Raw genomic sequence first — 3,163 nt, forward strand, 5'->3', positions numbered from 1 at the left:
GTCGAGGTGGGTCCTCTTACGCCGTCCGAGCCATGGTGAGCAGATCTGGAGGGCTGACAGGTGCAAGCGAGCACGACGCTGTGCCCCGTAGGACAGCCAAGGCCCTGAGGCCAGCCGTCGGCTGTCTCATCTTCTTTGCATTCTTCTGGGCGCGGGCCGAAGCCTGCAGCATCCAACGCGTGGGCGCGACGGAACTGCTGGAGGAGCGAAACCATTTCCAGGCACCGGTCATCATCAACGGAAAGCCACCAATCCATTTCCTGGTCGATACCGGCGCGCAAAGGAGTTCCATCGACGTGGGCATTGCCGCGCGGCTGGAATTGCCAGATCGTGGAGGCCGACGCCGGAGCTCCATCGGCACGGATGGCAAGCCTGGGCGCGCCTACTCGGACGTTACCGTGCGCCAGCTGACCTTTGCCGGCATCGAGCGCTTCGATTTCGCCATGGGTGTCGGCGACAAGATGGAGGGTGCCGGCTCCCTTCGCGGGGTGGTCGGGGCGGACCTGCTCGCCAAGTACGACCTTGAATTCGACTACCCGAACAAGCGCCTGAACGTGTACCACGTCAAGGATTGCAGCAGCAGCTCGGAGTTCAAGCCCTGGTCGCAGCCTCACGATGCCGTGGCGCTGAAACTGGACCAGGGCACACTCTCCCTGCCGGTCTTCTTCGAAGGAAAGCCGCTCGAACTGGTGCTCGACACAGGGGCCGGGAGCACCAAGATTTCAATGGAGGCCGCCGCCAAGCTGGGCTTGGCCGTCGAGCAGCTCAAGCGCGAAGCGCGCCCTACGATCAGCCATGGTGCCAGCGGCATGCCGATGGAAAACTTTGCGCGGCGTTTCGACCGGGTTCGCGTCGGCCGGGGTTCCTACGGAAACGTCGAGATCAAGGTCTCGGAAATCGATGTCAAACCGTACGATGGACTGCTGGGGCTGGATTTCCTTCGCTCGCAGAAGATCTGGGTCTCGTATGCGACGCGGCAACTGCTTGTGGAAAAGATGTCCCGCCGGGACGCCAAGCCTTGAGGGCGGCGAGGTCCCCGGTCGCGTTGCAATTGCGGCGCCCTCAGCCGGGCCGTTGCACTGAAGACGGGCCTCTGTTCAGAGTGAGGCGCCCAGCCACGCGTTCGGCAAACCCCGTCAGCAGGCGCGCATCGGCGGAGTGGAACCACGTGACCGCCGGGCCTTGCCGCACCAGCAGGCGCGGCGCGACGATGCGGTCCAGCAAACGCCAATGCACCAGCTTGAGCTGAGTGACCTGGGCGGCGTCCGCTCGCCGGTTCCAGATCCAGGTCTGCGTCAGCACATCGCCTTCGAGCCGCGTGCGGCTGTAGACGATCCAGTAGCCCACCCACACGATGCAGGCCGCGGCACCGCCGAACAGCAGCAGGCTCGGCGTCGACCACTCTGCGCTGCGCAGCGCGGGCAGGCTCCACAGCCCGAAGGCCAGCAGGTCGACGATCAGCACCACGGCCAGGATTCGCACCAGGGGCGGATAGGCCGGGCTTTCGAGCAGACCGCCCGCGTCGGGCTCGGTGGCGCTCACTGCTTGCTGTCAGCCCCGGGCTCCGGGGCGGGTGCCTCGGGCTCAGGTTCGGGTTCGGGTTCGGGTTCGGGTTCGGGCATAGGCAGCGCGTCCGGCTCGCCGGACTTCCTGTTGCCGAACGGGTCGTCCATGTTGATGCCTCCGCTGCCGGGCCCCTGCAGGTCCACCGGCATCTCCAGCTGGATCTTGTCCACATCGACCTCGACCTTCTTGTCCAGGAACACGGTGACGGTCTGCGGAAAGAAGATCACGATGGCCACCAGCAGCAGTTGCAGTCCGACCCAGGGAATGGCGCCGAGGTAGATGTCGCGCGATTCGATCTTGCGCGGCAGCGCGCCGTTCTTGAAGAGCGTGTCGGCAATGCCCCGCAGGTAGAACAGCGCGAAGCCGAAGGGCGGGTGCATGAACGAGGTCTGCATGTTCACGCATAGCAGCACGCCGAACCACACCATGTCGATCCCCAGCTTGGCCGCCACCGGCCCGAGCATCGGCAGGATGATGAAGGCGATCTCGAAGAAGTCGAGGAAGAAGGCCAGGAAGAAGACGAAGACGTTCACCGCGATCAGGAAGCCGAGCTGGCCGCCCGGCAGGCCGGAGAGCATGTGCTCGATCCACTTGCCGCCGTCCACTCCCTGGAACACCAGCGAGAACACGCGCGAGCCGATCAGGATGAAGACCACCATCGCGGTGAGGCGCATGGTGCCGTTCATCGCTTCCTTGAGCATCGGCCAGTTCAGCCGCCGGTGGATGGCGGCCAGGACCAGCGCGCCCACGGCGCCCATCGCGCCGGCCTCGGTGGGCGTTGCGATCGCGTGATCCATGAAGGGCAGGCCGCCCATCGAGCCCAGCACCGCGAAGATCAGGATGGCCGAGGGGATGATGCCGCGCAGGCACTTGGCCCACAGCGCCCAGCCCTGCAGCGTACGGGCCGAGGCCGGCACGCCCGGCACGTAGCTGGGCCGGATGCGCGAGACCAGGAAGGTGTAGATCGCGAAGATCAGCACCTGCAGGATCGAAGGGCCCCAGGCACCCTTGTACATCTGGCCCACGTCGGTGCCGAGCTGGTCGGCCATCACGATCAGCACCAGCGAGGGCGGCACCAGCTGCGTGATGGTGCCCGAGGCCGCAAGCACGCCGGCGGAGTAGCGCATGTTGTAGCCGTAGCGCATCATCACCGGCAGCGAGATCATCGCCATCGCGATCACCTGGCCGGCCACGGTGCCGGTGATGGCGCCGAGGATGAAGCCCACGATGATCACCGAGTAGCCCAGGCCGCCGCGCACCGGGCCGAAGAGCTGGCCCATGGAGTCGAGCATGTCCTCGGCCAGGCCGCACTTCTCGAGCACCGCGCCCATCAGCGTGAAGAAGGGGATGGCCAGGAGCGTCTCGTTGGAGAGGATGCCGAACACGTTGAGCGGCAGGTTGGCCATGAAGCCCGGTGGGAACCAGCCCATCTCGATCGCGATGAAGCCGCTGAGGAGGCCGAGCGCCGACAGCGAGAACGCCACCGGAAAGCCGATCAGCATGATCAGCACCAGCCCCGCGAACATGACCGGGGCGAAATTTTCCATCTGCATTTCTGCCTCTCTTGAAATCTGAGTGGGTAAGCTGACGCCATTTT

The 3,163-nt window shown here is 65.3% G+C and carries 3 protein-coding genes; 1 reads left to right on the plus strand and 2 read right to left on the minus strand.

What is annotated here, in order from left to right; all coding sequences use genetic code 11:
* Nucleotides 1-32: 32 nt before the first annotated feature.
* On the plus strand, nucleotides 33-1,022 hold the full coding sequence (locus APY03_RS13095; protein WP_083944324.1) for a retropepsin-like aspartic protease: 990 nt from the start codon (nucleotides 33-35) through the stop codon (nucleotides 1,020-1,022).
* A 40-nt stretch (nucleotides 1,023-1,062) separates the two neighbouring features.
* On the opposite strand, the gene APY03_RS13100 is transcribed toward APY03_RS13095, so the two are convergent.
* Nucleotides 1,063-1,542, minus strand: coding sequence for a hypothetical protein (locus APY03_RS13100; RefSeq protein WP_068677476.1), 480 nt, complete (start codon nucleotides 1,540-1,542; stop codon nucleotides 1,063-1,065).
* Nucleotides 1,539-3,119 (minus strand): TRAP transporter large permease, encoded by a 1,581-nt coding sequence (locus tag APY03_RS13105; RefSeq protein ID WP_068677478.1) that lies wholly within the window; start codon nucleotides 3,117-3,119, stop codon nucleotides 1,539-1,541. The genes APY03_RS13100 and APY03_RS13105 overlap by 4 nt, the downstream gene beginning before the upstream one ends.
* Between the last annotated feature and the right edge of the window lie 44 nt (nucleotides 3,120-3,163).

Source organism: Variovorax sp. WDL1 (genome assembly GCF_001541225.1).
Lineage (GTDB): Bacteria > Pseudomonadota > Gammaproteobacteria > Burkholderiales > Burkholderiaceae_C > Variovorax.